19 protein-coding genes and 2 pseudogenes are annotated in these 26,876 nt (G+C 70.8%); 6 read left to right on the top strand and 15 right to left on the bottom strand.

Annotation, left to right across the window (positions count from 1 at the left end; all coding sequences use genetic code 11):
* Positions 1 to 353: 353 nt before the first annotated feature.
* The 4 genes and pseudogenes from murC to FGX59_RS39715 form a co-directional block, all read right to left on the bottom strand.
* Positions 354 to 1,754, bottom strand: a complete 1,401-nt coding sequence (murC, locus tag FGX59_RS19090; RefSeq protein ID WP_138468735.1) for a UDP-N-acetylmuramate--L-alanine ligase — start codon at positions 1,752 to 1,754, stop codon at positions 354 to 356.
* A gap of 40 nt (positions 1,755 to 1,794) precedes the next feature.
* On the bottom strand, positions 1,795 to 2,886 hold the full coding sequence (locus FGX59_RS19085) for a glycosyltransferase (RefSeq protein ID WP_138468724.1): 1,092 nt from the start codon (positions 2,884 to 2,886) through the stop codon (positions 1,795 to 1,797).
* Positions 2,883 to 4,052 carry an FtsW/RodA/SpoVE family cell cycle protein gene (locus FGX59_RS19080; RefSeq protein ID WP_138468723.1) on the bottom strand — a complete coding sequence of 390 codons (1,170 nt, stop codon included), beginning with the start codon at positions 4,050 to 4,052 and terminating at the stop codon, positions 2,883 to 2,885. Before FGX59_RS19080 ends, FGX59_RS19085 begins: the two co-directional genes overlap by 4 nt.
* Before the next feature lie 840 nt (positions 4,053 to 4,892).
* Positions 4,893 to 5,757, bottom strand: a pseudogene (locus FGX59_RS39715) (transposase); the annotation flags it as partial.
* Between the two features lie 1,429 nt (positions 5,758 to 7,186).
* On the opposite strand from FGX59_RS39715, the pseudogene FGX59_RS19060 reads away from it, so the two are divergent.
* Positions 7,187 to 7,282, top strand: a pseudogene (locus tag FGX59_RS19060) (IS5/IS1182 family transposase); the annotation flags it as partial.
* A gap of 204 nt (positions 7,283 to 7,486) precedes the next feature.
* Here the strand turns inward: FGX59_RS19060 and FGX59_RS19055 are convergent.
* From FGX59_RS19055 to FGX59_RS19030, 6 genes are all read right to left on the bottom strand, one after another.
* Positions 7,487 to 8,503: an ester cyclase gene (locus FGX59_RS19055; RefSeq protein WP_138468719.1), complete on the bottom strand. Its 1,017-nt coding sequence runs from the start codon at positions 8,501 to 8,503 to the stop codon at positions 7,487 to 7,489.
* Between the two features lie 111 nt (positions 8,504 to 8,614).
* Complete coding sequence (locus tag FGX59_RS19050) at positions 8,615 to 9,157, bottom strand: pyridoxamine 5'-phosphate oxidase family protein (protein ID WP_138468718.1); 543 nt, start codon at positions 9,155 to 9,157, stop codon at positions 8,615 to 8,617.
* The gene (locus FGX59_RS19045) at positions 9,150 to 10,214 is read right to left on the bottom strand and encodes a lipocalin-like domain-containing protein (RefSeq protein ID WP_138468717.1); all 1,065 of its coding nucleotides are present in this window, start codon (positions 10,212 to 10,214) and stop codon (positions 9,150 to 9,152) included. The genes FGX59_RS19050 and FGX59_RS19045 overlap by 8 nt, the downstream gene beginning before the upstream one ends.
* Complete coding sequence (locus FGX59_RS19040; protein ID WP_138468734.1) at positions 10,204 to 12,594, bottom strand: FtsX-like permease family protein; 2,391 nt, start codon at positions 12,592 to 12,594, stop codon at positions 10,204 to 10,206. The genes FGX59_RS19045 and FGX59_RS19040 overlap by 11 nt, the downstream gene beginning before the upstream one ends.
* Positions 12,594 to 13,250 carry an ABC transporter ATP-binding protein gene (locus FGX59_RS19035; protein WP_138468716.1) on the bottom strand — a complete coding sequence of 219 codons (657 nt, stop codon included), beginning with the start codon at positions 13,248 to 13,250 and terminating at the stop codon, positions 12,594 to 12,596. Before FGX59_RS19035 ends, FGX59_RS19040 begins: the two co-directional genes overlap by 1 nt.
* A 48-nt stretch (positions 13,251 to 13,298) precedes the next feature.
* On the bottom strand, positions 13,299 to 13,925 hold the full coding sequence (locus FGX59_RS19030) for an arylesterase (protein WP_240722572.1): 627 nt from the start codon (positions 13,923 to 13,925) through the stop codon (positions 13,299 to 13,301).
* A 67-nt stretch (positions 13,926 to 13,992) separates the two neighbouring features.
* On the opposite strand from FGX59_RS19030, the gene FGX59_RS19025 reads away from it, so the two are divergent.
* Genes FGX59_RS19025 through FGX59_RS19005 form a run of 5 tightly spaced genes read left to right on the top strand, consistent with a single transcriptional unit; the run spans position 13,993 to position 20,680 of the window.
* Positions 13,993 to 14,691, top strand: coding sequence for an ABC transporter ATP-binding protein (locus tag FGX59_RS19025; RefSeq protein WP_138468714.1), 699 nt, complete (start codon positions 13,993 to 13,995; stop codon positions 14,689 to 14,691).
* On the top strand, positions 14,688 to 17,213 hold the full coding sequence (locus tag FGX59_RS19020; RefSeq protein WP_138468713.1) for an ABC transporter permease: 2,526 nt from the start codon (positions 14,688 to 14,690) through the stop codon (positions 17,211 to 17,213). The genes FGX59_RS19025 and FGX59_RS19020 overlap by 4 nt, the downstream gene beginning before the upstream one ends.
* Positions 17,214 to 17,271: 58 nt before the next feature.
* The gene (cobA, locus tag FGX59_RS19015) at positions 17,272 to 18,126 is read left to right on the top strand and encodes a uroporphyrinogen-III C-methyltransferase (protein WP_138468712.1); all 855 of its coding nucleotides are present in this window, start codon (positions 17,272 to 17,274) and stop codon (positions 18,124 to 18,126) included.
* Complete coding sequence (locus tag FGX59_RS19010; RefSeq protein WP_138468711.1) at positions 18,123 to 19,433, top strand: cobyrinate a,c-diamide synthase; 1,311 nt, start codon at positions 18,123 to 18,125, stop codon at positions 19,431 to 19,433. The genes cobA and FGX59_RS19010 overlap by 4 nt, the downstream gene beginning before the upstream one ends.
* Before the next feature lie 29 nt (positions 19,434 to 19,462).
* The gene (locus FGX59_RS19005; RefSeq protein WP_138468710.1) at positions 19,463 to 20,680 is read left to right on the top strand and encodes an MFS transporter; all 1,218 of its coding nucleotides are present in this window, start codon (positions 19,463 to 19,465) and stop codon (positions 20,678 to 20,680) included.
* Positions 20,681 to 20,794: 114 nt separating this feature from the next.
* On the opposite strand, the gene FGX59_RS19000 is transcribed toward FGX59_RS19005, so the two are convergent.
* From FGX59_RS19000 to FGX59_RS18980, 5 genes are all read right to left on the bottom strand, one after another.
* Entirely contained in the window at positions 20,795 to 21,547 is a 753-nt protein-coding gene (locus tag FGX59_RS19000; protein ID WP_138468709.1) for a squalene/phytoene synthase family protein, read from the bottom strand.
* Positions 21,544 to 23,196: a citramalate synthase gene (gene cimA / locus FGX59_RS18995; RefSeq protein ID WP_138468708.1), complete on the bottom strand. Its 1,653-nt coding sequence runs from the start codon at positions 23,194 to 23,196 to the stop codon at positions 21,544 to 21,546. Before cimA ends, FGX59_RS19000 begins: the two co-directional genes overlap by 4 nt.
* Positions 23,193 to 24,725, bottom strand: coding sequence for a cysteine--tRNA ligase (gene cysS, locus FGX59_RS18990; RefSeq protein ID WP_138468707.1), 1,533 nt, complete (start codon positions 24,723 to 24,725; stop codon positions 23,193 to 23,195). Before cysS ends, cimA begins: the two co-directional genes overlap by 4 nt.
* A gap of 123 nt (positions 24,726 to 24,848) precedes the next feature.
* A complete protein-coding gene (locus FGX59_RS18985) occupies positions 24,849 to 25,427 on the bottom strand; it encodes a DUF924 family protein (protein ID WP_138468706.1) in 579 nt (192 codons plus the stop codon).
* 90 nt (positions 25,428 to 25,517) lie between these two features.
* Positions 25,518 to 26,783: an MFS transporter gene (locus FGX59_RS18980; RefSeq protein WP_138468705.1), complete on the bottom strand. Its 1,266-nt coding sequence runs from the start codon at positions 26,781 to 26,783 to the stop codon at positions 25,518 to 25,520.
* Positions 26,784 to 26,876 lie beyond the last annotated feature (93 nt).

Below are 26,876 nucleotides of genomic sequence, written 5' to 3'. Positions count from 1 at the left end.
GTTCCGGCAGCAGTGTTGATTGAGGCGCCCACGGAATTGAAGGCAACAAGTCTGAACCTCTCGGTTGGAACTTTCGCAGCCACCAGACATGTCAAGCAGGACCTCAAACACGCCAAAGCACTGGATTCAGCGTCTGGATTCACCGGAAAAACACCACGCCAAAGAGCTGGCTGCACCCGAAGTGCTGCGCGGGTTGCGATAGCTACCGAGGTCTCGTAACTATTTTGCTCTTCCAGCCAGGCCCGAAGGCTGTCCTGGTCCCGGATATCCTCGGCCGCCATCAAACCACCCAAACCAATTCGTCCCGAGGCAACCCCGGGGGAGGCGCCGGGTCAAGCCCGGCGCGGGGCGGGTCAGGCGGTCAGGCGTTCGGCCAGGCGGTTGGCCCAGGCAGAGATCGTGCCGGCGCCGAGGCAGACGACCATGTCGCCGGGGCGGGCCTGTTCGCGGACCAGGCGCTCCAGGTCGTCCTCGTCCATCACCGCGCGGGCGTGGCGGTGGCCGTGCTGGATCAGGCCTGCGACTAGGCCCTCGCGGGTCGCGCCCTCGATCGGGGCCTCGCCTGCGGCATAGACCTCGGCGATGCCCACCACGTCCGCCTCGTTGAAGCAGGTGCAGAAATCGTCGAAGAGCGAGGAGAGGCGCGAGTAGCGGTGCGGCTGGTGCACGGCGATGACGCGGGCGCCCGGCTCGACCGACTGGCGCGCGGCCTTCAGCACCGCGGCGATCTCGACCGGGTGGTGGCCGTAATCGTCGATGATGGTGACGCCATTCGCCTCGCCCACCTTGGTGAAGCGGCGGTTGACGCCGCCGAAATTCGCCAGCGCCTCGCGGATATCCTCGAGCTTCATGCCGAGATAGCGCGCCACCGCGACGGCCGCGAGCGCGTTCGAGACATTGTGGTCGCCCGGCATCGGCAGGGTGCAGCCTTCGATCTTCTCGCCATCGGGCAGCGAGATGTCGAAATGCGCGACGCCCTTCTCGTAGCGCAGCCCGGTGGCGCGGACATCGGCCTGGGCGTTGAAGCCGAAGGTCAGGATGCGGCGGTCATGGGTGCGCCCGACCAGCGCCTGGACCTCCGGATGGTCGGTGCAGCAGACGGCAAGGCCGTAGAAGGGGATGCCATGGACGAAATCGTCGAAGCCCTTGCGCAGGTTCTCGACCGAGCCCCAGTGCTCCATGTGCTCGGGGTCGATATTGGTGACGATGGCGATGGTCGCGGGCAGGCGGTTGAAGGTGCCGTCGGATTCGTCGGCCTCGACCACCATCCATTCGCCCTGCCCCATCCGCGCGTTCGAGCCGTAGGCATGGATGATGCCGCCATTGATCACCGTCGGGTCGATCCCGCCGGCGTCGAGCAGCGTCGCCACCATCGTCGTCGTCGTGGTCTTGCCATGGGTGCCGGCCACCGCGACATTCGATTTCAGCCGCATCAGCTCGGCCAGCATCTCGGCACGGCGCACGATCGGCAGGCCGCGGCGGCGCGCCTCGTCGTATTCGGCATTGCCCGGCTTGATCGCCGAGGAAATCACCACCACCTCGGCCCCGTCCAGGTTCTCCGCGCGCTGGCCCTCGAAGACCTTGGCGCCGAGCGAGACCAGACGGTCGGTGATCTTCGAGGTCTTCGCGTCCGAGCCCTGGATCGTGTAGCCGTGATTGAGCAGAACCTCGGCGATGCCGGACATGCCGATCCCGCCGATCCCGACGAAATGGATGGCACCGAGGCCGAGGGGGAGTTTCGTGGCGGCGTGCATGGCGGCCTCCCAGTGTTTCATCTGCTCTTCCTCTTCTTCGTTACTTGTTTTCGGCGACGGACTCGACCAGCGCGGCCAGACGGGTGGTTGCATCTGGACGACCGGCGGCCAGGGCGGAATGGGCCATCTTCACGGCGATGTCGGGCTGTTGCAGGATGGTGACGATCTGCGCAGCCAACGCCGCTGGCTGCAGTTTTGTTTCCGGGATCATGATCGCGCCGCCCGCCTCGACCAGCGCCCGGGCATTGGCGGTCTGGTGGTCGGCCGCGGCGGCGGCATAGGGCACCAGGATCGCCGGGCGGCCGATCACCGAGATATCCGCGATCGACGAGGCCCCGGCACGCGCGATGGCCAGCTGGCATTCCGCCAGCCGCGCGGGAATGTCGGTGAAGAAGTCGCGCACATCCGCCTGGACGCCCGCGCTTTCATAGGCATAGCGCACCCGGTCGAGATCCTCGGGCCGCGCCTGCTGCGAGACCCGCAGCCGGCTGCGCAGCTCTTCCGGCAGGCTGCAGACCGCCTCGGGCACGACGTCCGAGAGGATGCGCGCGCCCTGGCTGCCGCCGAAGACGGTAAGGCTCAGCGGATAGTCCCCGGGCGGGATATAGGGCGCCCCGGCACGGTCCTGGACCACCTGGCGCACGGGATTGCCCACCGGCTTGCCATTGGCGCCCGCGGGCAGGATGGTCGGCCAGGTGCCGCAGGCGACGACCGGCACGCGGCGGGCGAACTGCTCGTTCACCTTGCCGAGCACGCCGTTCTGCTCGTGCAGGAGCCGCGGCAGCTTCAGGAGCCAGGCCGCGCCAATCGCCGGGATCGAGGGATAGCCTCCGAAGCCGATCACCGCGGCGGGGCGGTCGCGGCGCATGGCCAGCACGGCAGAGGCCACTCCGGCGAGGATCTTCAGCGGCACCACCGCCCGGGCGAGCTTGCCGCCGCGCGCGAAGGTGGCCGAGGCCACGACCTCGCGCGCCACCTCCTGGGGAAAGCCCCCGGCATAGCGCGCGCCGCGCTCGTCGGTGGAAAGCTTCACCCGCCATCCGCGCGACAGCATTTCCTCGGCCAGGGCCTGGGCCGGGAACATGTGCCCGCCCGTGCCGCCGGCCGCAATCACCAGGAGCGGCGCGCTCACGGACGGTCCGCCCGCGCCAGCACGTCGGCCATGCGCCCCTGCGGCCGCTTGCGGGTCAGCGCCAGCAGCGCCCCCACGGTCAGCCCGGCCGCGATCACCGAGGAGCCGCCATAGGAGACGAAGGGCAGCGTCATCCCCTTGGTCGGCAGGAGCCGCACCGCGACCCCCATGTTGATCGCCGCCTGCATGCCCAGCACGCAGGCCAGCCCGGTCCCGGCGATGCGCACGAAGGGGTCGCGCTCCTGCAGAAGCCGCAGGAGCGAGCGCAGCACGACAGTGGCGTAGAGCGCGAGGATCACCAGCACCAGGATCAGCCCGTATTCCTCGGCCGCGACCGCGATGATGAAGTCGGTATGGGCGTCGGGCAGCGTCGATTTCACCTCGCCGCCGCCGAGGCCGACGCCGAAGACGCCGCCCTCGCGGATGGCGTTCGAGGCATAGCCGATCTGGCTGGTCGGATCGACTGTCGTGGCGAGGAAGCCGTCGATCCGCCCGGCGAAGTGGCTCGAGAGGTTGTAGGCGGTCACGCCCCCGGCGACGACCAGCCCGGCCACCGCGAAGAGGATCCACCAGGGCGCGCCGGCGACGAAGTACATCACCCCCCAGGAGAAGACGATCAGCGAGGCCTGGCCGAAATCCGGCTGCAGCGCCAGGGTGCCGACGATGAAGACGGCGACGCAGAAGCTCATGAAGCGGCCCGGCGGCCCGTCGATCTGGTGCGCCGCGGCCATTAGCCAGGCGGAGAGGATGACGAAGCAGGGCTTCATGAATTCCGAGGGCTGCACCGAGCCGATGCCCAGCGAGTACCAGCGGATGGCGCCCTTGCCGAAATTGGTGCCGAAGACCGGCAGCAGGAGCAGCGCGGCCAGGCAGAGCGCGAAGCCCATTATGCCGAAGCGGCGGATCGTCATGACCGGCATGACCGAAGCGGCGATCATCGCGATCAGCCCCATCGTGCCGAACATCAGCTGCTTCTTCACGTACCAGAAGGGTTCGAGCCCGTTGCGCTCGGCCAGGGGCGGCGAGGCGGCGAGGCCGAGAAGCAGGCCGATGCCCATCAGGATGATGATGCTGATCAGCGACCATCGGTCAACGGTCCGCCACCAGCGGGGAATCATCGGATCGCCGCGCACCACTGGCGCTGCGCCGTACACCATTTCGGTCATGGATGCCTGCCTGTCTGCCCAGCCCGGTTTTCCGGGTCTGAAGGCGATTCTAGCGCAAGGAGCCCCGCTTTTCCAGCGTCATGACCACCACATCGCGCCCTTCCGCCCTCCGCAGGCGCCGCAATGCCGCTTTTCCCGCCCTCCCAGCGCGCCATCCCGCCGCGTTCGAGCGGCGCGGAACACCGGCCCCTGCCCCCGGACCCTCCATTGCGCGAGGCTCGGCAATCGGCCGACGGGTCGCGCTCTGCCGATCGGGAACACCGCCTGGAACCTTCCCTCATCGCCCGCGCGGGACGGCCCGGCAGTGGCCGGCAAGATCTGGCCTGTGATCCTCGCAGCTCGCGACGGGCCTCGCGTCGGCTTGCGGGCCGGGCTGGCCAGTCTCCGCCTTCCGCAGGCAGGCTGCGGGGACATCGGCGCAGACCGGCGCGGGCGTTTCCAGCGCCATGCAGCTGGCGCGCTGCCTCGTCCATTCCCCGGCCAGCTCCATCAGGCTCGCTCCTTCCAGCCTGCGGATCGCGGCCTCGTCGACAAGCGAGGGCCTGACGGCCGCCGGTCCGAAGGAATGCCCGGACGCCGCCCGATCTCGCCATTCGGGCGCGCGATCGGGGTCGTGCCGTGACGCCTGGCTCGGGGCCGGGCCCGGAAGCTCATGCAGGCCGGCACGTCCTCCTCCGTCCGGTCCATGGGCATGGCGCGCTTCGGCTAGCTCGCGGCGCCTCCGGCCGACGGCGAGGCGCCGCTGGACCCTGGCGGCGGCGCGCCCGGTCTGGGCGAAGGCCGAGGCAATGAGGGCCCCCGGCGAAGGCTCTTCGCGCCATGGACGAAATGCACGCGGCCGCGCTGCCAGGTGGCGGAGAGCCGCCGTGCGGTCGCGGCCGTGATGCCCTCAAGCCCGCCGGAGATCACCAGCTTTGCGCCGCCGAGGACACGGCGCACGAGATCGCGCAGGGATGAATTGGAACCGTGGCGCCGGTGGCGCCGCGAAAGCCCCGTGCACGACCTTGAACAGCCTCGCTGAGCACGCGCCGATCGCCATGCCCAGGACCTTGCGCCCGCCCGCCTGCCATCGGGCTCGGACCGGTGGCGCAATCATGGCGGCTGTCCGCGGCCGTCACCATCGCGGCGGGTGCGAACAGGCCCCCAGCGAAGGCGCTGTTGATTCGAGCCCGACGGCGGCGCGCCCGCCCTTGCGTACCTTGAGACAGGTCGCGCCGATCCATGAGCCGGGGCGGAAGAGGAAGGGCTCCGGCGGAGCCGTTCCCACGCCGAAGGGCCATTTCCCCTCGATCGGCCCCGTCAGGACGGCATCCACCCATGCGCCAATCTCCGCGCAGGGCCGGCTGACCTGGCTCTTCGTGATCCCGGTGCCGCCCATCGCCCGCGTCGGGCCGCCGTGACCGCAGGCCGCCTGGATGGCGGCGGTCAGCGCCTTGCCCGCCCACCGCCGCAGCGCGAGGAGGGACCGGAGGCAGGAACCGGTCCGGAGGCGCGGGTGCGCAACACGATGCAGCTGCCACAGGTCTGCCAGTCCCGGTCGCGACAGCCGTTGCGTTGCGCGATCCGGCTGCAGCTCTTCTCGTCGCATACGGCCCCGACTCTGGCACCGACCTCCTTCCCGCTGCCGTCGATCCGGCGGATGGACGACCAGTCGCCCGAATGCCATCGGCCGTTCCGCGGCGAAGCCAATCATCCCGTGCAACAGGTCCGCATCGCCGCCCGGGGCGCGGCCCTCGGACCGGTGATGGGGCGCCCCCGCTCAACACGAGCGTGCGGAGCCGCATCACCGGTCTGGCCATCGGCGGCATCCCTCGGTTCAGCCTGGCGCCAGCACCCCGACCCTGCCGGCTCTCCCGATGGCAAACGCAGGCTGCACCGCGCCTCTGGAGGCGATCTGCTCTAAAGGCCGCCTCCACCATGATCGGCACCGTGCCGTCCCCGCGGGATCCCTCCGTCGACGGCGTCGAAGCTTCGCTAGTTCCCACGACACCAGCGACGCCGAAGAGAGCATGGCGGACCCTCAGAGACGAGAAACATTGATTTCTTCGGCGAGGCGTGAGTCAGGACGTTTGCTGGAGTTGCATGATGAAAGACCCGTTGCGGCTGACTGAGTAAGGCGGTTCAACTGCTCGCCGAACCTGATGAACCCGGACCATTTCTGCGTCGGGCGAAAACTCCTCCGGATCATTTGCCGATCTTCCGAACTCCCCGAGACGCGCGGTCACCACCCGGGCGATGACCGGCGGATGCTGCGCAGAGCTGACTTCCTCGCTCGCAACGGCGTGCACTGGCGCGACGCGACTTCGTCGCACGGCCCGCACAAGACGTTGCACAACCGCTGGATCCGCCGGAACCGAATGGGCGTCTTCGCCCGGATCATGGACGGATCGACCTTAAAAGGCCGGAAGACGAAGACCGTTCTGATCGACGCGGCTTTCCTGAAGGCCCAGCGGACGGCGTCCGGGGCTCCCGGCGAGTGCAATCGCCCCAGTGGATCATTTTCCCGCCAAACGAGCAGCGCGGACGGTTGGCGAGACAGGCTGAGAGGAACAGGGACCAATGCGCGAGGCCCGTTTCCGCGAGAAGTGGCGACATGAACTCGAAACTGCTTGCCGCTGCCGACCTTCTCGGGCGGTCGATCGGCTTCCACCTGACGGAGGGCCATCCTCTCGGGACATCGCCGCGCAATTCTCTGCAGGAGAGCGGATGCGCGGCGGCGAGGGAGCAGCGGCTTCGCGGGCCTCCTTGCCGGACGCGGAGTGGCCGGTTGCGGACCGCTGATAGTGAGCCCCGCCGCGCCATCCGTCCAAATGGCTTGGCGAACGCCGGTTGGTACCGCAACGCTCTGGACGCGCTCGAGATTCAGATGTGCCCCCCTTCCCTGACGGGCCCGAAGCTGGCGATCCCCCGCGGCAAACGCCGCTAAAAGCGCCGCCACCGTATCGCATGCGTGTTCAGCCGATGCTGTCGAAAAACTCGCAACTCTGCCCGCGGACCTTCAACTCGAGGGAAGACGTTCCGCGATTGGGCGCAAATGCTTCGATATCCGACTTCTTCAGCCAAGCTTGGGAACAAGGTTCCAACTTCGGGGCCCCTCTCGACCGCACCTGGGGTTTTTCAACAGTATCAGCTCTCTCAAAGATCGGCGGCGCGTGGCGACCCGCTATGACGGGTGCCCGCTCGTCTTCATGTCGGCAATCGCTCTCGCTGCCACCGTCATCTTCCGGCTACGAGCTACGAGCCATGTTAAGCTCGTTTCCGCAGCAGAACGGGGCGGTCATACGGGATGGCTCCGGCATCGCGGCAGGCCCGGCTGCCTTTGATCGGCCTCGCCCGCCCGGGCAATGGTCGCCCGGCGCCCCTTTGCGGCCCCGGCGCTGGCAATCGGACCGGGCCGGACGCTGCGGGACGACGCCAGGACACGGCGCCGGCTGTCAGGCCGCGGCCAGCAGCAGCTGCTTCCAGATCGCGCAGTCGTCGATCAGCGTCCATTCCCGGCGCAGCCCGCGCGGGCCGAACTCGGCATGGGTGATCCCCATCACATAGGCATAGCAGCCGGTCGGCGCGCCGAAGAGCCCCGGCCCGTCATGGCGGCCGTAGAGCGACCAGCGCAGCGCCGCGCGCGGCATCTGGCCGTCGGTCTCCATGCCGCTGACATGCTCCACCCGGAAGGCGGCGCCGGGGAAGGCCGAGCGCAGGCCCAGCCAGAACCGGTCGGCGGCGCGGTGCCCCTGCTCCGGCACGCCGCCCGGATAATGCAGCTCGCAGGCGCGGTCGTAGCGGTCGGGGATCATCGAGAAGGCGCCGTTCATCAGCTCGCGCAGCAGATCCTCGAGCTCCTCGCCCGGCGCGCTGCGGTTGCCGCGGGCGAAATAGGGGCCCTCGGGATCGTTGTCGGGGGTCAGCGGCGTGACGCAGCGCTCCGGCCCGCCCTCGGCCACGATCAGACGCTCGGCCACCGCCCGCGGCGAGAGCCCGAGCTGCGCCGCCAGCGCCGCGCTGTCCTCCACCATCCACAGGTCGTGGATGCGGTTCTCCGCGCACCACATGTCGGTCAGGATGCGCGCGTGGCAGCGGCGGCCGGAGGCCGCGCCATGGCGCCCCTCGCCCAGATGGGTGCCCCGCGCGCTGAGCCGGAGCGAGGCATGGAACCCCGCCGCGATGTCCTTGCCCGCGGGGGTCGCGTGCCAGATCACGTCCTCTCCCAGAAGCTCCCGGTCGGGGAATTCCGCCAGGCCCGAGAGCGCCTCCGACAGGATGGCGCGCGATCCCGAGAGCACCCGCGACGGGCTGCGCAGGATGGCCGCCTCGCCGTAATGCTCCAGGATCGAGGCGACGCCGCGCCCTTCGCAGGTTTCCCAGGTGACCCCGAGGACATATTCGGGAATGCTGTCCCAGTTGAAGGAGAAGCCGGGCGCAATCGCGCCGGGAATGTGGGAAATCTCTGCCATGGGGCGTCCTTCTGGATACGCGAACTGTCTACCGGAGCGCATGCCGAGTCGCTCCTGACTACGCTTCCTTGCTAGGCGCGCATGGTTAAGATCGGGCTATCATCTTCCCGGTCAGGGCGCGATCCAGTGCCCCTGCCAGCCGGACGACGCCTCGAACCGCGCGCGGCGGTGGAGCGCGACGCCCAGATGCAGCACCTCGAGCGCCTCGAGATCGAGAAGCAGCGCCAGATGCCGCTCGATCCGCGGCGCGGCCTGCCAGTCGGAGGGCTGCCCCAGCGGCGTGCCCGGCGGCGGGGTGCCGCCATAGGCGGCGCGCGCCAGGCCCGGCACCGCCTCCCAGCGCTGCGGATCGCCCGGCAGCAGGGTCGCGCGCACCCGCAGCCGCAGCTGCAGCGCCGCGCCCGGATCCCAGACGACGAGGGTCGCGCGCGGATCGGCCGCCAGTTCGGCCGCCTTGCCGCTGAGCGCATCCGTATGGACCTCGAGCCGCGCCGCCTGCCGGTCGGCGGCCCTGAGCACGACCATCCGCGCCTCCGCGCCACCGTTGAGACCGGCGGTTGCCAGCACCGGCAGGCGCGCGGCGGCGGCGCGGTCGCGGACCCCGTCCTCCAGCATCTGCCAGGCCTCGTCGAAAAGCGCCGCGAGGTCAGTCATAGCCCGTCATCTCCAGATAGCCTTCCCCGCCGAGGCTGCCCGAGACCGAGACCGGCCCCTCCCAATAGGCGATGCCGGTGCCCATCCAGGCGCGGGGATTGACCGGGCGGGTCTCCAGCACCAGCCCGCGCGCGGGGATCGCGATCCGCCAGGAGGTCGGCAGCCGCCTGTCGCCGATCCGCGTCCAGTCGAGCGGCTCCAGCGCGATCTCGCCATCCGGGATCGGCTCGGCCCGCCCGCCGGGGCCGATCCAGGTCCCGGGCGTGTAGCCGCCCGCCCCATCGCGCAGCCGGTAGACCATCAGCTTCGCCCCGCCCTCGAGATGGAGCGAGAACCAGTCCCAGCCGGTCTGCCCGGCCTCGAGCGGCTGCGATGACCATTCGCGGTCGAGCCAGGCACGGCCGGTCACCGCCTCCGTGCCCCCGGGCCAGGCCAGCCGGCCCTCGGCGCGGTAGCCCGGCTGCGAGTAGTAGTAGCTCGCCTGCCCGCGCGGATGCTTCAGCGAATAGCCGTCCTCGCCATGGAAGACGAGCGGGCCCTCCGCCGACAGTTCCAGGTCGTAGGACCAGCCCTCGCCCGCGGCATGCAGGCTCAGCCGGTCGAGCGCATCGGCGCCGGGATGGCCGGTCATCTGCCAGTCGTCGATCCAGGCCTCGAAGGGCGCGGCGGTGGCCCCGGCCTGGCCGATACCGCCGCGGGCGCGGCGCTCGGCCACCAGATGGCGGTCGGGCCCGGTCATGGCGGCATGGGCGAACCAGATCTGCGGCGAGGCCCAGCCGGGGCGCTCCTCCGGCGCCAGCGCCGAGCGGAAGAGCGTCCATTGCAGTCCGCGCGGCGCGCCGTCGGGGGTTTGCAGATTGGCGGTCACGTACCACCATTCGATGCGGAAGCGCGGATGCGGCCCGTGATCCTCGGGGAAGCGGAAGACCTTGCCGGGCCGGGGCAGCGCGAAGCCTTCTGCATCCTGCCCGAGCCCGGCGAAGCCCTGCCCCATGGCGGGCGTGGCGGCGCAGGACAGGAGCGCCAGAGCGCGGCGGCGGGTGATCCTAGCGGGCATCGGCAAAGACCCTCAGCAGGCGCGCCGGGCTGACCCGCGCCAGCCGCAACGCCGGGAGGAGCGCGGCCAGCAGCGCCGCGGCCAGCGACAGGAGCCCCAGCCGCAGCCAGTCCGCCGGGAAGAGCCGCATCGGCAGGCGCCAGCCGAAGGCCTCGACATTGACCACGGCAAGCAGCAGCCAGGCCAGCGCCAACCCGACCGGCAGCGCCAGCAGCGCCGTCGCCAGCGCCAGCAGCCCCGCCCGCGCCAGGTCGAGCGCCGCCAGCCGCCGCCGCGTCAGCCCCATCGCCCAGAGCGGTGCCACCTGCGGCAGCCGCAGCGCCTGCAGCGTCAGGAGCGAGGTGAAGATCGCCACGCCCGCCACGGCAAGGGTCAGCAGGTTCAGCGCGTCGGTCGCGGCGAAGGTCCGTTCGAAGACCGCGCGGGACTCGGCCTTCAGGCTCTGCTGGTCGGTCACCTGGTCGGGGCGCAGCCCCGCCGCGACCAGCCGCGCCGCCTCCGCCGCCGGATCGCCCGAGATCCGCAGCGAGAAGCGCGTCTCCTCCAGCCCGGGATGCAGCGCGCGGAAGGCCTCGAGCCCGGCCATCGCCTGGCGTCGCGGATTGCCGTAATCGGCATAGACGCCCAGCACCTCCCAGCCGCGCCCGTCGATCTGCGCACGGCCGCCCGGCGCCAGATCCGCGCCGCGCGCCCATTGCTCGTTGACGAGCACACCCTCGCCCGCGACCAGCCGGTCCCAGACCTGCGGCACCGCCGCGATCAGCGGCCAGTCGCGGCGGTAGGTCGGGTGGTCCGCCATCCCGTAGAAGAGCCCGGGCGCGCCCCCCAGATCGGCCTCAGCGCGGGTGACGGGCAGCACCGCCTCGGCCGGGATCCCCGGCAGGCAGGCCGCCGCCTGCGCGGCGCTGTCGAAAGAGAGGTAGAGCTCGGAGGCGAGGCGGCGGTCGAGCCAGCCCTCGAAGGTCGCGCGGAAGCTCGCCACCATGGTCGAGACGCCGATATTCGCCGAGAGCGCCAAGAGCAGCGCCATCAGCGCCAGAGACAGGCCCGGCACCTGCTGGCGCGCATCCGCCCAGAGCCATTCGCCAAGCGCCGAGCGCGCGCCCCGCGCCGCCAGCGCGAGCGCGGCGGAAAGCGCCGCGGGCAGGATCAGCGCCGCGCCAAGGAGAAGCCCGGCAAGCGCGGCGAAGCCCGCCGCCAGCCCGCCGATGCGCAGCGCCACCGGCACCGCGCAGAGAAGGACCAGCCCCGCCAGCGCCAGCCGCCGCTGCCCCGCATCCGAGGCCAGCGCCCAGGCCCGCGGCTTCATCGCTGCAAGGAGCGGCAGGCGCCTGAGCTGCCAGAGCGACTGCGCCGAGGCCAGCATCGTGCCGAGGAGCGCCATGCCGAGCCCCGCGGCCCACCACTCGGCGCGGATCGCCACGCTGCCGGCCACCGGCGCGCCGTAGAGCCCACGCAGCGTCGCCGCCACATCCGGCAGGAGCGCCAGCGCCAGGACGTAGCCCATCGCCACCCCGGCCGCGCCCGCAACCAGGGCCAGCGCCAGCGCCTCGGCCGCCAGCACGGCGGCGAGCGTGGAAAAGGGCACGCCAAGCGCGCGCAGCGTGCGGATCGCGCCGCGGCGCTGCTCGAAGGCCAGGCCGATGGCGCCATGGGCGATGAAGAGCCCGACCGCGAAGGCGAGCATGCCGAAAGCGGCCAGGTTCAGGTGGAAGCTGCCGGTCAGGCCGCGGATGTCGGTCCCGGGCGACGGCGGCGCCTCCCGCAGCCCGGGGGCGATCGTTTCCAGCGGCGGAACCTCCGGGCCCGGCGGCGCGAGGACCAGAAGCCGCGTCACCCGGTCCCCCATCCCCAGGAGCCGCGCCGCGGTGCCGATATCGGCGACCAGCGTGCCGGGCGAGAGCGCCTCGGTCGCGACCCGCCGTCCCGGCGTCTCCGCGGGCAGCTCGGCCAGGGTCTCGGGATGGCCGCGCAGCTCTCCGGGCGGGGAGATGAAATCGCGCAGCGCGCGGGCCGGGTCGGTCTCGCCGCCGCTTCCGGGCAGGGCCGGCGCGGTCAGCGGATCGAGCCCGACGAGCCGCGCCGAACCGTCGGCCAGGCGCAGCCGCCCCTCGATCACCGGCGCCACCTGCCAGCCCGCACGGCGCAGCGCGACATAGTCGGCGACGGCCAGGCTATCGCCCTCGCGCGGCACGATCAGCGGCAGGTCCGACTGCGCCAGCGCAGAGGCCGCGCGGTCATAGCTCGCCCGCGCCTCGGCATTGATCGCCTGCACCCCGGTCCAGAGCGCCGTGGCCAGCGCCAGGCCCAGAAGCAGCGTGGCAAGCTGCCCCGGATGCCGCCGCCAGTGCGACAGGAGCGCGGCGGCACTCCAGCGGATCACGCCAGCCGCCCGCGCGCCAGGTGCAGCCGCCGCGAGAGCCGCGCCGCCAGCCGGTCCGAATGGGTGACCATGACGAGCCCCGCCCCGGTCTCGGCCACCAGCGCCAGCATCTCGCCCAGCACCGCGTCGCCCGTCGCCTCGTCGAGATTGCCGGTCGGCTCGTCGGCCAGGATCACTTCGGGTCTCGCCGCCAGCGTGCGGGCGACGGCGACGCGCTGCTGCTGCCCGCCCGAAAGCGTCTCGGGATAGGCGCCCAGATGCGCCCCGAGCCCCAGCCGCTCCGCGAGCGCCGCCGTCCAGTCCGGGTCGTGCCGCCCGGCAAGCCGCGCCTGCAGCGCGATATTCTGCGCCACGCTCAGCGAGGGGACGAGGTTGAACTGCTGGAACACCAGGCCAATGCGGCCGCGGCGCACGGCGGCCAGCTCCGCCTCCTTCAGCGGACCGAGCGCCATGCCGCCCAGGCGCACCTCGCCCCGGTCGGGCCGGTCGAGCCCGGCGAGGATGGTCAGGAGCGTGCTCTTGCCCGAGCCGCTCTCGCCGGTCAGCGCCAGCGTCTCGCCCTGCCCGAGCGACAGCGACACGCCGCCCAGCACCGTGACGGGCCCGGCCTCGCCGGGGAAGCTCTTCGCGATGTCGACGGCCTCGAGCAGCATGGGGGCGACCTTAGCGCCCGGCACGGGAATGCCCAGGGACAGGCTGTCTCACTCCGCGGCCCGCTCGGCCAGCGCCTTCACCTGCGGCCCAAGCGCCGCGACGATCAGCGCCACGCCCTCGGCGGTGGGATGGAGCCCGTCGCCCTGCATTAGCCGCGCCCGCGCCGCCGGGCTGCCGTCATCCGCATTGCGCAGGGGCGCGAAATAGGACGGGAAGAGATCGGCGCCATGGGCCGCGGCCAGCTCGGGGAAGATCGCGTCGAATTCCTGCTGGTAGTCCGGCCCGTAATTGCCCGGCGCGCTGAAGCCTAGAAGCAGCACCGGCAGCCCGGCCTCGCCCGCCTGCGCCAGGATCGCGTCGAGATTGCGCCGCACCTCGGCCGGATCGACGCCGCGCAGCATGTCATTGGCGCCGAGCTCGACGATCAGCGCGTCGACATCGGGGCCCAGCGTCCAGCCCAGCCGCGCCAGCCCGCCCGCGCTGGTATCCCCCGAGACCCCGGCATTCTGCAGCGTCGCGCCGACGCCCTCGGCATCGAGCCAGCCCTGCAGCTGCGGCACCAGCCCCTGGCCGTCCTCCAGCCCGTAGCCGGCGGTCAGGCTGTCGCCGAGCGCGGCGATCACAACCGCGTCAGCATGGGCGGCAAAGGCAGGGAAAACCAGCGCAATTGCCAGCACAACCTTGCGGCCGCGGCCCTCAAGGCCATATCGCAAGGATGTGACACGACCAAGGAGACGCCCCATGGCCGAGCCCGTCCTTGCCCTGCAGGATGCCGCCCTGACCCTCGACGGCAATGCCGGACCGGTGAACATCCTCAGGGGCATAAGCCTCGATGTGATGCGCGGGGAAACGCTGGGGCTCACGGGGCCGTCGGGATCGGGCAAGTCTTCGCTCCTGATGCTCATGGGCGGGCTGGAGCGTGCCACCGGCGGGACCGTCGCCTGCATGGGGCAGGATCTGACCGCGATGGACGAGGACCGGCTCGCCGTGTTTCGCAGGGACAATATGGGGGTGGTCTTCCAGTCCTTCCACCTCATTCCGACGATGACCGCACTGGAGAATGTCGCGACCCCGCTGGAGCTTGCCGGACGGAAGGACGCCTTCGCCCGCGCCGCGGAGGAGCTGGAGGCCGTCGGCCTCGGCCACCGGCTGGACCATTATCCCTCGCAGATGTCGGGCGGCGAGCAGCAGCGCGTCGCGCTCGCGCGTGCCGCGGCGCCGCGCCCGGCGCTCCTGCTGGCGGACGAGCCGACCGGCAATCTCGACGGCGCCAACGGCCAGGCGATCATGGACATGCTCTTCGGGCTGCGCGACCGCCATGGCGCGACGCTGGTCCTCGTGACCCATGCTCCCGAGCTGGCCGCGCGCTGCGACCGCGTAGTGCGGCTGAAGGACGGGATCGTAGAGGGCGAGGACCGGCTGAGCGAGGCGGCCGAATGAGGCTCGCCCAGGCGGCGCGGATCGCCCGGCGCGAACTCAGGGGCGGACTCGGCGCCTTCCGGATCTTCCTGACCTGCCTGACGCTGGGCGTGATGGCGATCGCCGCGGTCGGCACGGTGCGGATCGCGATCGAGGACGGGCTGTCGCGCGAGGGCGCCTCGATCCTCGGCGGCGATGCCGAGATGGAATTCACCTACCGCTTCGCCACCGAGGACCAGAAGGCCTGGATGCGCGGCGTCTCCGAGGCGATGTCGGAGATCGTGGATTTCCGCTCGATGGCGGTGAACGGCGCGGGCGAGCGCGGGCTCACCCAGATCAAGGCGGTCGACACGCTCTATCCGCTGCTGGGCTCGGTCGCGCTAGACCCCGAGATGCCGCTTCGCGAGGCGCTGAAGGGCGACGGGACGCGGCCGGGGCTGGTGATGCAGAAGGTGCTGATCGACCGGCTGGGGCTGTCCGTCGGCGACACGGTGCGGCTGGGGGCGAAGGAATTCGTCCTCTCGGCCGAGCTGGCGCGCGAGCCGGATGCCGGGACGGCCGGGTTCAGCCTGGGGCCGCGCACCATCGTCTTCACCCGCGACCTCGAGGGCTCGGGCCTGCTGGAGCCCGGCTCGCTCTTCGACACGGATTACCGCCTGCTCCTGCCCGAGGGCGCCGATCTCGACCGCATCCGCGCCGAGGCCGAGGCGCGCTACCGCGACGAGGGCATGCGCTGGCGCGATGCGAGAAACGGCGCGCCGGGCATCCAGCGCTTCGTCGACCGGATCGGCGCCTTCCTGGTGCTGGTCGGGCTCGCCGGGCTGGCCGTGGGCGGGGTCGGCATCTCGGCCTCGGTGCGGGCCTATCTCTCGGCCAAGACCGGCACGATTGCCACCCTGCGCACGCTCGGCGCCGACCGGGCGACGATCTTCCTGACCTACCTGATGCAGATCGGCGTGCTCAGCGTCATCGGCGTGATCGCGGGGCTCGTGCTCGGCGCCGGGCTGCCGATGCTGCTTGGCCCGGTGATCGAGGCGCGGCTGCCGGTGCCGATCGCGCTCGGCATCAAGGGCACGGCGCTGGCCGAGGCGGCGGTCTACGGGCTCCTGACCGCGCTGATCTTCGCGCTCTGGCCGCTGGCCCGCACCGAGGAGGTCCGCGCCGCGGCGCTCCTGCGCGACGGCACCTCGCGGGCGCCGCGCCTGCCCCGGCCGCGCTACCTGCTGGCCATCGGGCTCCTGACCGCGCTGCTCGTCGGGCTGGCGGCGGTGCTCTCGGGGGTGCCCGCGCTGGCGCTCTGGGCGGCGGCGGGCGTGGCGGGCGCGCTCGGCGTCCTCGTCCTGGCCGCCTGGGGGCTGCGGGTGCTGGCGGCGCGCGCCGCGCGGCGCGGTCTCGGCCGCGGCCGTCCCGCGCTCCGCTGGGCGATCGCCGCCATCGGCGGCCCGCGCGAGGAGACGACCTCGGTCATCCTCTCGCTCGGGCTCGGCCTCGCCGTGCTGGCCGCGGTCGGCCAGATCGACCGCAACCTGCGCAGCGCCATCGAGGACGACCTGCCGGAGCGCGCGCCGTCCTACTTCTTCGTCGACATCCAGCCCGACCAGATGCCGGGATTCCTCGAGCGGGTGGAAAACGACCCGGCGGTCGGCCGCGTCGACACCGCGCCGAACCTGCGCGGGGTCGTCACCAAGATCAACGGCCGCCCGGCGCGCGAGGTCGCGGGCAACCACTGGGTCGTGCGCGGCGACCGCGGACTGACCTATTCGGCCACGAAGCCCGACAATGTCGAAATGGCCGAGGGCGCGTGGTGGCCCGAGGATTACGACGGCCCGCCGCTGATCTCCTTCGCCCAGGAAGAGGCGCAGGAGATCGGCGTCGGCATCGGCGACACGATCACCATCAACGTGCTGGGGCGCGAAATCACGGCGACGATCAGCTCGCTGCGGGTGGTGGATTTCTCCAATGCCGGGATCGGCTTCGTGCTGTCGATGAACCCCGCCGCGCTGGCCGGGGCGCCGCATACCTTCATCGCCACCGTCTATGCCGACGAAGAGGCAGAGGCCGCGATCCTGCGCGACATCGCCACCGCCTATCCCAACGTGACCGCGGTGCGGGTGCGCGACGCGATCGACAATGTCACCCGCGTCCTGGCCGGGATCGCCGCGGCGACCAGCTGGGCGGCCGGCGCGACGCTGCTGACCGGGTTCGTCGTGCTGATCGGCGCGGCGGCCGCGGGCGAGCGGGCGCGAGTGCAGGAGGCGGCGATCCTCAAGGTGCTCGGCGCCACGCGGCCGCGCATCCTGGCGAGCTTCGCGCTGCGCTCGGCGCTTCTGGGCGCGGCGGCGGGACTGGTGGCGCTGGCCGCCGGGATCGCCGCGGGCTGGGCGGTGATGGTCTTCGTCATGGAGACCTCGTTCCGCGTCAACTGGGGCTCGGGGATCGCGATCATCCTGGGCGGCGTGGCGGCGGTGCTGCTTTCGGGGCTGGCCTTCGCCTGGCGTCCGCTGGCGACGCGGCCCGCGCGGGTGCTGCGCGCGCGGGACTGACGCCGCGCGCGATGCGGTTCCCTCTTGCGGCGGCCGCGGGTTAAGGCAAGAAGACGGCATGACCGACCGCTTTCCCCTGCCCGCGGGCAACTGGCCCGAGATGGAACCCGGCTGGGTCTGGCTCTGCGGAGCCGGACCGGGCGATCCCGGGCTCCTGACGCTTCACGCGCTCAACGCGCTCTCCCAGGCCGACGTGATCGTCTATGACGCGCTCGTCGACCCGGCCATCCTCGCCTGGGCGCGCGACGATGCCGAGCAGATCTATGCCGGCAAGCGCGGCGGCAAGCCCTCTTCGGTGCAGAAGGACATCTCGCTGCGCCTTGTCGACCTTGCCCGCGCGGGCAAGCGGGTGCTGCGGCTGAAGGGCGGCGATCCCTTCGTCTTCGGCCGCGGCGGCGAAGAGGCGCAGACGCTGGTGCAGCACGGCGTCCATATCCGCATCATCCCGGGCATTTCCGCGGGCATCGGCGGGCTGGCCTATTCCGGCATCCCGGTCACCCATCGCGACATCAACCAGACGGTGGCCTTCGTCACCGGGCACGACCAGACCGGCGAGACGCCGCAATCGGTCGACTGGCAGGCGCTGGCGCGCGCCGCGCAGGTCATCGTGATCTATATGGGCGTCAAGCATATCGGCCGGATCTCGGCCGAGCTGATCGTCGGCGGGCGCGACCCGCAGGACCCCGTGGCCGTCGTGACAGACGCCACCACGCCGCGCCAGAAGGTGCTGGAGACCACGCTCGAGACCGTCGAGGCCGATATCGCCGCCTCGGATCTGGAGCCGCCCGCGATCATATGCGTCGGCAAGGCGGTACTGATGCGCCAGGTGCTCGACTGGCAGGGGCTCGCGGCCGGCGAGGCGCCGCGCAATGTCGATCCGCTCGGCCGGGGCCGCGCCGCCGAGGAGAAATGACCCCGGGCCGCGGCCTGATCCTCGCCGCGCCGTCTTCGGGGGCCGGCAAGACGACGGTGACGCTGGGGCTCCTGCGCGCGCTGCGCGACCGCGGCATGGCGGTGCGCGGCGCGAAATCCGGGCCCGACTACATCGATCCGCGCTTCCACGAGGCGGCGAGCGGACAGCCCTGCCCCAATCTCGATGCCTGGGCGATGTCGCCTGCGCGGCTGGCGCAGCTTGCCGCCGGGCCGGGGCTGCTTCTGGCCGAGGGGGCGATGGGGCTCTTCGACGGCGCCCCGCCCGAGGGCCGCGGCGCCAGCGCCGATCTGGCGCGGCACCTTGGCCTGCCGGTCGTCCTGGTGGTCGATGCAAGGTCGATGTCGCAGTCGGTGGCGCCGCTGGTCGCGGGCTTCGCTTGCTATGATCCGGACGTGGAGATTGCGGGGGTGATCCTCAACCGCGTCGGCAGCGCAAGGCACGAGGCGATGCTGCGCCGGGCGCTGGCGCCCCTTGGCCTCCCGGTGCTGGGCGCCCTGCCGCGCGCGGCCGGGATCGCCCAGCCCTCGCGCCATCTGGGCCTGGTTCAGGCCGGGGAGCATGACGATCTGGAGGCCTTCCTCGGCACAGCGGCGCAGCTGGCCGCCGCGCATGTCGACCTTGACGCGCTCGCTGCACTGGCGCGCCCCCTGCCGGCCGCGCCGGATCTTGCCCTGCCGCCGCCGCCCGCGCAGGTGATCGCCCTGGCAGAGGACCGCGCCTTCGCCTTCGCCTATCCGCACATGATCGAGGGCTGGCGCGCCGCCGGGGCCGAGATCCGGCCCTTCTCGCCGCTGGCCGACGATCCGTTGCCGGAGGCTGGGATGATCTTCCTGCCCGGCGGCTATCCCGAGCTGCATGCCGCGACGCTTGCCGCCGGCCGCAACTTCCTGCCCGGGCTGCGCGCTGCCGCCGCGCGCGGCACGGCGATCCATGGCGAATGCGGCGGCTACATGGTGCTGGGCGACGGGCTCGTGGATGCGGGTGGCACGCGCCACGCCATGGCCGGTCTCCTGCGGCTGGAGACCAGCTTCGCCGCGCGCCGCCTGCATCTGGGCTATCGCAGCCTCGCCGCGGCGGAGGGTCCTTTCGCCGGGCACTGGGCCGGGCACGAATTCCACTACGCCACGACGCTGCGCGCCGAGGGGCGGCCGCTTTTCGCCGCTGCCGATGCCGAGGGCGCGGCGCTGCCGCCGATGGGGCTCTGCGAGGGGGCGGTCACAGGCTCTTTCGCGCATGTCATCGCACCCCTGCCGGAAGGGGTTCCCAAAGCGGACCGGCCGGTCTAGTCCCCGAGGGAAGTGACGAGGATGCCCCGATGACCGATGCCGCCTATTTCCCGGATGACCGCCGCGCCAAGCGCAATGTCGCGGTCCTGGTCGCCGCGATGGCGGTGCTCGGCAGCCAGATCACCATGATCTTCGTCATCGGCGGGCTCGCGGGGCAGATGCTGGCGCCGAATGCCTGCCTCGCCACGCTGCCGATCTCGCTGATCGTCTTCGGCTCGATGACCACCGCGCCCTGGCTGTCGCGGGTGATGCAGCGCCGCGGGCGGCAGACGGGGTTCTTCATCGGCGCGGGCGGCGGGCTGATCGGCTCGGCCATCGGCGCGGCCGGGCTGATCCAGGGATCCTTCCCGCTCTTCCTGCTCGGCTCGTATTTCACCGGCATGTACATGTCGGCCCAGGGCTTCTACCGCTTCGCCGCGGCCGACAGCGCCTCGGAGGCGTTCCGGCCCAAGGCGATCTCCTATGTCATGGCCGGGGGGCTGCTGTCCGCGGTGATCGGCCCGCAGATGGTCAAGGTCACGCATGACCTCTTCCTGGTGCCGTTCCTCGGCACCTACATGGTGGCGATGGCGCTGAATCTCCTCGGCATGGGGCTGTTCTTCCTTCTCGACCTGCCGAAGCCCGCCGCGCGGCGGCCGGGCCCGCGCCAGGGCCGCAGCATCCGCGAGCTGCTGGCCACGCCCGAGATCCTGGTGGCGATCATCTGCGCCATGGTCTCCTACGGGCTGATGAACCTGGTGATGACCTCGACCCCGCTGGCGGTGGTCGGCTGCGGCTTCGCCCAGGACAGCGCCTCGGACATCGTGACGGGCCATGTGCTGGCGATGTTCATCCCCTCCTTTTTCACCGGCCATCTGATCGCGCGCTTCGGCGCGCCGAAGATCGTCGCCGCGGGGCTTGCCATCCTGGCGATGGCGGGCGGCGTGGCGCTGTCGGGGGTGGAGCTGGGGAATTTCTTCGGCGCGCTCGTGCTGCTGGGGATCGGCTGGAATTTCGGCTTCATCGGCGCGACGGCGATGCTGTCGCAGAACCACACGGCGGAGGAGCGCGGGCTTGTCCAGGGGATGAATGACGCGCTGGTCTTCGGCGGGGTGACGCTGGCCTCGCTGGCCTCGGGCGGGCTGATGAACTGCTCGGGCGGAAGCCCGGTCGAGGGCTGGAGCGCGGTCAACATGGCGATGGCGCCCTTTCTGGTGCTGGCGGGCGGCGCGCTGATCTGGCTGGCGCTGCGGCCGAAGGAAGCCTGACGCCGCGGCGGCGCCGTCCGTCTTGGACGGCTGGCCCGGCACGCGCCGGACTCTCTCTCACATGTCGGGCTTTCCCCCTCACCCCGGCCCTCTCCCCGGCGGGGAGAGGGAGGCTCACCACCCCCTGAGGCGATGCGCGAGGAGGGACATGTCGCGGCGGAAGGGCGAGATCTCCAGCCGTCCGGCAAGGACCCTGTCCGGTTCGGCCCGCGCCATGCGCAGCACCGTCCCCGCGCGCCAGGCCGAGAGCAGCGCCGGACGGGCGGCCCGGTCCGGCGCGCCGCCGCGGGCCGCGCCGAGCCGGTCGAGCCCGATCCGCGCCAGTTCGGCAATGTCCCGGGGGTCTTCGGAAGGCAGCGGACGGCGGCCGCGGGCGCGCAGCTCGGGCACCGCGCGCAGATAGGCGGCGAGCCCCATGGCAAACCCGGCCTCCGCGAGCCCGCGCGGCGCGGCGCCGAGCGCGGCGCCGGCGGCCCTCATCAGGCCGCCGCCGGTATCCTCGAGATATTCGATCAGCGCGACCGCATCGGCGAAGGGCGCGAGCTCCAGATCGCGGTGGCGGGCGACGATGGCCGCGTCGAGCGCCCCGGCCCCGGCGGGCGGCAGCACCTGCGCCAGCGGCGTCGCGACCTCGTGGCGGCGCACCGGGGCGCCGGTGGCGATCTCCTCCATCACCTCGCGCCACCAGGCCAGCCGCATCTGGCCGATCATCGGCTCGGTGCTGACCCAGGGGGCGCGGGCGATCTCGATATTCGCCGCATAGACCGGCAGGAGCCGCGCCCGGACGGAGGCGGGCTGGCCGCGCAGCGAGATCCAGCGGTCGGGATCGCCCCGCCGCACGAGGTCGGCGCAGGCGTCAAGGGTCATGCCAGATCGGCCACCGGGCGGTTCAGCGCGCCGATCCCGGGCGCGCCGTCGCGGATCAGCTTCCAGGTGATCGCGTCGAGCAGCGCCTCGAAGGAGGCGTCGACGATATTCGGCGAGACCCCCACGGTCGACCAGCGGTTGCCCGCGCGGTCCTCGGTGTCGATGATGACGCGGGTGACCGCCTCGGTGCCGCCATTGGTGATGCGCACCTTGAAATCGACGAGCTTCATGTCCTCGATATACTGCTGGTAGGCGCCCAGATCCTTCATCAGCGCCTTCGACAGCGCGTTGACCGGACCGCGGTCGGAGCCCTGCGCGTCGATGCTCTCGGAGACCGAGAGGTGCTTCTCGTCGCCGATCTTCACCACCACCACGGCCTCGGAGAGGCTGACCATGCGGTCGCGCTTGTTCTTGCGGCGCTCGACGGTGACGCGGTAGCGCTTGACCTCGAAGAATTCGGGCAGCGTGCCGAGCTCGCGGCGGGCGACCAGCTCGAAGCTCGCCTGCGCGGCGTCATAGGTGTAGCCCTGCGCCTCGTTCTCCTTGATCCGCTCGAGGATCGCCCCGAGCGCGGGATCGCCGGAGGCGACCTCCAGTCCGGCCTCGGCGAGGCGGCGGCGCAGGTTCGACTGCCCGGCCTGGTTCGACATCGGGATCAGCCGCGAATTGCCGACCTGAGAGGGGCGGACATGCTCGTAGGTGGCGGGGTTCTTCAGGATCGCGCTGGCATGGAGCCCGGCCTTGTGGGTGAAGGCCGAGGCGCCGACATAGGGCGCCGAGCGCAGCGGCACGCGGTTGAGGATGTCGTCGAGCATGCGCGAGGCCCGGGTCAGCCCGGCCACCGCCTCGGCGGTCACGCCGGTTTGATAGCGGCTGGCATAGGGCTCTTTCAGGATCAGCGTCGGGATCAGCGTGGTGAGGTTGGCGTTGCCGCAGCGCTCGCCCAGGCCGTTCAGCGTGCCCTGCACCTGGCGGACGCCGGCATCGACCGCGGCCAGCGAGCCCGCCACCGCATTGCCGGTATCGTCATGGCAGTGGATGCCCAGCCGGTCGCCGGGGATGCCGTCGGCGATCACCTCGCGCACGATGCGGCCGATCTCGTCGGGCAGCGTGCCGCCATTGGTGTCGCAGAGCACGATCCAGCGCGCGCCGGCATCGTAGGCCGCCCGCAGGCAGGCAAGCGCATAGCCCGGATTGGCCTTGTAGCCGTCGAAGAAATGCTCGGCATCGTAGAGCGCCTCGCGCCCCTGGGCGACGACATGGGCGAAGGAGGCGGCGATGTTCTCGAGGTTCTCCTCGAGCGTGATGCCGAGCGCCTCGGTCACGTGGAAGTCGTGGCTCTTGCCGACCAGGCAGACCGCCGGGGTCCGCGCATTCAGCACGCCGGCCAGCACGTCGTCATTCTCGGCCGAGCGCCCGGCCCGCTTGGTCATGCCGAAGGCGGTGAAGGTCGCGCTGGTCTCGGGGCGCGCCTCGAAGAAGGCGCTGTCGGTGGGGTTGGCGCCGGGCCAGCCGCCCTCGATATAGTCGATCCCCAGCGAATCCAGCGTCTCGGCGATGCGGATCTTCTCTTCGGTGGAGAACTGCACGCCATGGGTCTGCTGCCCGTCGCGCAGCGTGGTGTCGAAGAGGTACAGACGTTCCTTCATTTCAGATACTTCTCCGCCAAGGCCTCAAGCATTTCCGGTTGGTTTTCTTGTGACGCCTGCTGGTTGGCTTTCATACGTTCAGCAAGATCGGACCAGAATTCCGCTTCATCCGCATCGTCTGCGGCGTTTCGATTCAAACTCTTCGCCAGCACAGAGTTAATTGACTCGACCGGCATGAGCTTCAGCTCGATACCAGCCTTACTCATCCGCACCTCGATGCCAGCCGCCACAAGATCCTTTTTCATCGCGTCGACCGCGGCGAAATCCTTGGTCTCCATCGCCTGCGCGCGGATCGCGGCCAGCGCATCGGCATAGGCGCTGAGATCGACCTCGGCCGTCTCGGCCCAGCCGCCCATCGCGTCCTCGAGCAGCCCGATCATCGCCGCCGAGGCCTTCAGCCCGGCGGCATCGCCCGCGGCGGCGAGCTTGTGCAGCTCGGCGATCGCGCCGGCGGTGTTCAGGTCGTCCGAGAGCGCCGACAGAACCGCTGGCGAGACCGTGCCCGGGGCCGCCCCGTCGGTCAGGGCGCGCCATTTGCGCAGGGTCTTCTCGGCCTCCTCGCGCTTGGCCTCCGTCCAGTCCATCGGCTTGCGGTAATGCGTGCCGAGGAAGACCATGCGGATCACCTCGCCGGGGATGCCCTGGTCGAGGAGGTCGCGCACGGTGAAGAAGTTGCCCAGGCTCTTGGACATCTTCCTGCCCTCGACCTGCAACATCTCGTTATGCAGCCAGACATTGGCGAAGCCCGAGCCGGGATGGGCGCAGCAGCTCTGCGCGATTTCGTTCTCGTGATGCGGGAACATCAGGTCGTTGCCGCCGCCATGGATGTCGAAGCTCGGGCCCAGAAGCTCGTAGGACATGGCCGAGCATTCGATATGCCAGCCCGGACGGCCGCGGCCCCAGGGGCTGTCCCAGCCGGGCAGCTCGTCGCTCGAGGGCTTCCACAGCACGAAATCCATCGGGTTGCGCTTGTAGGGGGCGACCTCGACGCGGGCGCCGGCGATCATGTCCTCGACCGAGCGGCCCGAGAGGCGGCCGTAATCCTTGTAGCTTTCCACCGAGAAGAGCACATGGCCCTCGGCGGCATAGGCATGGCCCTTGGCGATCAGGTCCTCGCACATGGCGATCATCTGGCCGATATAGGCGGTCGCGCGCGGCTCGTGATCCGGGCGCGCGGCGCCGAGCGCGTCCATGTCGGCATGGTACCAGCCGATCGTCTCCTCGGTGCGCTCGCGGATCAGATCCTCCAGCGTGCCCGCGGCGCCGGCCGCCTTGCGGCTGGCCGCGGTCGCGTTGATCTTGTCGTCGACATCGGTGAAGTTGCGCACGTAGGTGACATGGTCGGCGCCATAGACATGGCGCAGCAGCCGCACCAGCACGTCGAAGACCACCACGGGGCGGGCATTGCCCAGATGCGCCCGGTCATAGACGGTCGGACCGCAGAGATAGAGGCGCACATCCGACGGGTCGATCGGCTCGAAGTCCTCGAGCTTGCGGGTGCGGGTATTGGTCAGGCGGATCTCTGCCATCGCGGCCTCCATTGCGATCAGCTAGGGACGTTGCCCTATACCGGATCGGCCGCGATGAAAAGGGAAAGGGCCGCCCTTCCCGCCGCTTGGCGGCAGGGTGCGGAGCGGCCCGGAACGCGCGGCTCAGGCGGCGACGCGCAGCTCCTCGACGATGCCGCGATAGCCCCCCTCCTCGAGGAAGCGCGCCTCCTCGCCGGTGGTCGGGCGGGCGAGATCCTCGTTGCGGTGCGGGAAGCGGCCGAAACGGCGGATCACCTCGCGATGGGCGCGGGCATGCAGCAGGTTGTCCGCCCCGGTCTCGGGCATGCGCTCCTTGATCAGGCGGATGCAGCGCTCCTGGTCCATCAGGCATTCCGAGTGCATCAGCGGCAGGTAGAAGAACTGCCGCTCGGGCTCGGGGATGCGCATGTCCCAGCCCGCCTCGATCGCCTTCTTGGCGATCTTGCGCGCGGCCTCGTCGGTGACGAAGGCGCGGCCGTCGCCGCGGAACATGTTGCGGGGGAACTGGTCGAAGAGGATCAAGAGCGCCAGCATGCCGCGCGGCGTCGCGCTCCAGCCCTGCGGCGGCTCGGTCCGGGCAGCGTCCCAGAGCCCGGCAAATCGCGCAGTCACCTCGGCGTCGAGCTTCGCTCCGCCCATGTACCAGCCCTTGGGTCCGACCTCGGAAATCCAGAACTCCAGCACATCTTCGTAGCCCGCCATGGTCGTCTCCTCTCAACAGGGCGGCCTGCAGGCGGGCATCCGGCCCGCATGCCGCTATGGCGCGAGCCCTGCCGGGGAAGGTGCCGCGGGCTAGGCGGCGTGGTCCTCTTCCTCTTCGGGCTCATCCTCCGATTCCATATAGGACTCGGCAGCGGCCTCCATTGTCACCATCGACGCTGTCGGCAGCACCGGCGCGAAATCGCCGGTCTCCTCGACCGAGGGCGCCGGGCGCTGCGTCATCCGGTAGGCGGCATAGGCGGTCAGCGCGGCGAAAAGCCCAAGCAGGAAAAGGAAAAATCCGTTCGGCCCGATGCTGCCGATGGCAAAGCCGGTGATGACCGGACCGATCACGGCAGCGAAACCGTTCAGAAACAAAAGCTGTCCGGAAGCCGAGGCCATGTCGTCGGGCTCGAGGAAATCCGCCGTGTGGGCGACCAGCAGCCCGTAGAGCGGGTTCGACACGCCGCCGACCGCCAGGCCGACGCCGATCAGCACCGGATAGCTCATCGCGAAGAAGGGCGCCGCCGCGCTGACCGCGCCGACCGCGGCGGTGGCCAGGATGAGCACGCGCCGGTCCATCCGGTCCGAGAGCCAGCCGATCGGGAACTGGCAGACCAGCCCGCCGACATAGATCGATGCCACGAAGAGCGAGATCTGCGACACGCTCAGCCCCGCCTGGGTGCCGAAGACCGAGGCCATGCCGAAGGTCGAGGAATAGACCCCGCCCATCAGCAGGATGCCGACGCAGCCCAGCGGCGAGACCTTGAAGAGCTGCCGGATCCCCATCCGCTTGGTCGAGGAGAAGGTCGGCGTCGGCGTCACCGACAGCAGGATCGGCGCGAAGCTGATCGAGACCAGCACCGAGACCACGACGAAGAGCACGTATTTCGACGGATCGCCCACGATCGGCAGCGCCTGCGCCGCGACCACGCCAGCGGTCTGCACGATCATGTAGAGCGACAGCGTCTGGCCGCGCAGCTTGTTCGGCGTCGAGGAGTTCAGCCAGCTTTCCGCCGTCACGTAGACGCCGCACATGCAGAAGCCGAAGACCACGCGCAGCGCGATCCAGACCCAGGGCTGGGTCACGGTCGGGTAGAGGATCAGGATCGCCGAGATGAAGGAGGCCAGCGCCGCGAAGACCCGGATATGGCCGACCCTGCGGATCATCTCGGGCGCCAGCTGCGAGCCGCCGAGGAAGCCCGCGAAATAGGCCGACATGACCAGCGACAGCTCCAGCGTGGAGAAGCCTTCCATGCCGCCGCGGATGCCCAGCAGCGTCCCCTGCGAGCCGTTGCCGATCATCAGCAGGAAGATCCCCAGGAACAGGGGCCAGGACATGATGAAGGCGCGGAACATGGGACCGAATCTCTCCGTTGGGTGTCACGCCCCGCCCTAGCGGCCCGGCGTGACCGTTTTCCATGCCAAAAGGACATGGAGCGCGCATTTTTC

Origin of the sequence: Poseidonocella sp. HB161398, assembly GCF_005870025.1 — a bacterium.
Lineage (GTDB): Bacteria > Pseudomonadota > Alphaproteobacteria > Rhodobacterales > Rhodobacteraceae > Mangrovicoccus.
The sequence above is the reverse complement of the archived record's forward strand: the minus strand, read 5'-3'. Positions and strand labels throughout refer to the sequence as shown.

What these genes read in the sequence shown, in the direction of transcription:
- FGX59_RS19045 (WP_138468717.1), bottom strand. Translation starts at nt 10,214, where the DNA reads ATGCCCGCTAGGATCACCCGCCGCCGCGCTCTGGCGCTCCTGTCCTGC.
- FGX59_RS19010 (WP_138468711.1), top strand. Translation starts at nt 18,123, where the DNA reads ATGACCCCGGGCCGCGGCCTGATCCTCGCCGCGCCGTCTTCGGGGGCC.
- FGX59_RS19080 (WP_138468723.1), bottom strand. Translation starts at nt 4,052, where the DNA reads ATGACCGAAATGGTGTACGGCGCAGCGCCAGTGGTGCGCGGCGATCCG.
- FGX59_RS19050 (WP_138468718.1), bottom strand. Translation starts at nt 9,157, where the DNA reads ATGACTGACCTCGCGGCGCTTTTCGACGAGGCCTGGCAGATGCTGGAG.
- FGX59_RS19020 (WP_138468713.1), top strand. Translation starts at nt 14,688, where the DNA reads ATGAGGCTCGCCCAGGCGGCGCGGATCGCCCGGCGCGAACTCAGGGGC.
- FGX59_RS18985 (WP_138468706.1), bottom strand. Translation starts at nt 25,427, where the DNA reads ATGGCGGGCTACGAAGATGTGCTGGAGTTCTGGATTTCCGAGGTCGGA.
- FGX59_RS19025 (WP_138468714.1), top strand. Translation starts at nt 13,993, where the DNA reads ATGGCCGAGCCCGTCCTTGCCCTGCAGGATGCCGCCCTGACCCTCGAC.
- murC (WP_138468735.1), bottom strand. Translation starts at nt 1,754, where the DNA reads ATGCACGCCGCCACGAAACTCCCCCTCGGCCTCGGTGCCATCCATTTC.
- FGX59_RS18980 (WP_138468705.1), bottom strand. Translation starts at nt 26,783, where the DNA reads ATGTTCCGCGCCTTCATCATGTCCTGGCCCCTGTTCCTGGGGATCTTC.
- cobA (WP_138468712.1), top strand. Translation starts at nt 17,272, where the DNA reads ATGACCGACCGCTTTCCCCTGCCCGCGGGCAACTGGCCCGAGATGGAA.
- FGX59_RS19035 (WP_138468716.1), bottom strand. Translation starts at nt 13,250, where the DNA reads ATGCTGCTCGAGGCCGTCGACATCGCGAAGAGCTTCCCCGGCGAGGCC.
- FGX59_RS19000 (WP_138468709.1), bottom strand. Translation starts at nt 21,547, where the DNA reads ATGACCCTTGACGCCTGCGCCGACCTCGTGCGGCGGGGCGATCCCGAC.
- cysS (WP_138468707.1), bottom strand. Translation starts at nt 24,725, where the DNA reads ATGGCAGAGATCCGCCTGACCAATACCCGCACCCGCAAGCTCGAGGAC.
- cimA (WP_138468708.1), bottom strand. Translation starts at nt 23,196, where the DNA reads ATGAAGGAACGTCTGTACCTCTTCGACACCACGCTGCGCGACGGGCAG.
- FGX59_RS19055 (WP_138468719.1), bottom strand. Translation starts at nt 8,503, where the DNA reads ATGGCAGAGATTTCCCACATTCCCGGCGCGATTGCGCCCGGCTTCTCC.
- FGX59_RS19005 (WP_138468710.1), top strand. Translation starts at nt 19,463, where the DNA reads ATGACCGATGCCGCCTATTTCCCGGATGACCGCCGCGCCAAGCGCAAT.